The 1,669-nt window shown below is 75.0% G+C and carries 3 protein-coding genes; all 3 read left to right on the plus strand.

Features of this window, described 5'->3' with window-relative positions; genetic code table 11:
- The coding region (locus AB0J52_RS39345) for a carboxylesterase family protein (RefSeq protein WP_500188194.1) at positions 1-632 on the plus strand (632 nt) is incomplete at its 5' end.
- On the plus strand, positions 575-1,492 hold the full coding sequence (locus tag AB0J52_RS39350) for an acetaldehyde dehydrogenase (acetylating) (protein ID WP_500188195.1): 918 nt from the start codon (positions 575-577) through the stop codon (positions 1,490-1,492). The genes AB0J52_RS39345 and AB0J52_RS39350, both read left to right, overlap by 58 nt.
- The coding region (locus AB0J52_RS39355; RefSeq protein WP_500188197.1) for a hydroxymethylglutaryl-CoA lyase-like TIM-barrel protein at positions 1,489-1,669 on the plus strand (181 nt) is incomplete at its 3' end. The genes AB0J52_RS39350 and AB0J52_RS39355, both read left to right, overlap by 4 nt.

Here is a 1,669-nt window from a genome sequence, read left to right on the forward strand (position 1 = left end):
TCACCGCCGCGTTCCGGCGGGCGCTCGGACGGGCGCAGCCCCGGTCGGCGCCGCTGCGGACGCTCCTCGCGGCCGAGGGCGAGGCGGCGCGGTCGCTGCCGCCCGTCGAGGGGCTGCTGCCCGTAGCGCCGGTGGTGGACGGCTCGTTCCTGCCCCGGCACCCGATGGACGCCGTCCGGTCGGGCGCGGCCGCGGCCGTCCCGCTGCTGGTCACGACCACCGCCGAGGAGATGCGGCTGTTCGCGGCGATCGACCCGGTCACGCTGTCGGCTGCCGACGCCCGCACCGAACTGCTCATGCTGCGCCCTGCCGACGAGCTGGCGCGCTGGCACGCCGTCCACGGCGGCGAGGTCCGCCGCGTCCGGTTCGCGCACCGCTCGCCGTACGCCCACCAGGGCGTGCGGCTCGGCTCGGCGCACCTGGTGGACGTCCCGTTCCACCTCGGCACCCTGCACGACCGCCGGCCGGCCCCCCTCACCGGGACCGGGCCGGACGTCACCGCCCTCGGCGCGCGGACCACGGCGGCGTTCGCCGCCTTCTGCCGCGCCGAACCCCCTCGAGAGGAGTTGGAGCCATGCCGGACGCGCAGCGCGTCGCGATCATCGGATCGGGCAACATCGGCACCGATCTGATGATCAAGGTGCTCCGGACGTCGGACCTGCTCGACGTCGCGGTGCTCGCGGGGATCGACCCCGACTCCGACGGGCTCGCCCGGGCCCGCCGGCTCGGCGTCGCCACGACCAGCGACGGCGTCGAGGGCCTGGTCGCGATGCCGGAGTTCGCGGACGTCCGGGTGGTGCTGGACGCCACCTCCGCCAAGGCCCACCTGCACAACGCCGAGGTGCTCGCGCCGCACGGAAGGAGGATCGTCGACCTCACCCCGGCGGCGATCGGCCCGTACGTCGTCCCGGCGGTCAACCTGGACGAGCACCTGGACGCCCCGAACGTCAACATGGTCACCTGCGGCGGCCAGGCGACCGTGCCGGTCGTCGCGGCCGTGTCGCGGGTGACGCCCGTCCGGTACGCCGAGATCGTCGCGTCCATCGCGTCCCGGTCGGCCGGGCCGGGCACCCGCGCGAACATCGACGAGTTCACCGAGACCACCTCGCGCGCCCTGGAGGAGGTCGGCGGCGCGGCGCGGGGCAAGGCGATCATCGTGCTGAACCCCGCCGAGCCCCCGCTGATCATGCGCGACACCGTCTACTGCGTGACCGGCGACTGCGACCCCGAGCAGGTCACCGCGTCGGTCGAGAAGATGATCGGCGAGGTCGCCGCGTACGTGCCGGGCTACCGGCTCAAGCAGCGGGTGCAGATCCGTCCGCTGGACGCCGGCGACCCGCTCGCCGCGCTCGCCGGCGGCGGGCCCGGGAACCTGGTGTCGGTGTTCCTCGAGGTCGAGGGCGCCGCGCACTACCTGCCCGCCTACGCGGGGAACCTCGACATCATGACGTCCGCCGCGCTGCGCGTGGCAGAGAGGCTGGCGGTCCAGTGACTGCGGGAACGAGCGCCGAGCTGTACGTCCAGGACGTGACGCTGCGGGACGGCATGCACGCCATCCGGCACCGCTACACCGTGGACCAGGTCCGCGAGATCGCCGCCGCGCTGGACGCGGCGGGCGTGGACGCGGTCGAGGTCGCGCACGGCGACGGCCTCGCCGGGTCGAGCGTCA

The organism is Spirillospora sp. NPDC049652 (assembly GCF_040675125.1).
Taxonomy (GTDB): Bacteria; Actinomycetota; Actinomycetes; order Streptosporangiales; family Streptosporangiaceae; genus Spirillospora.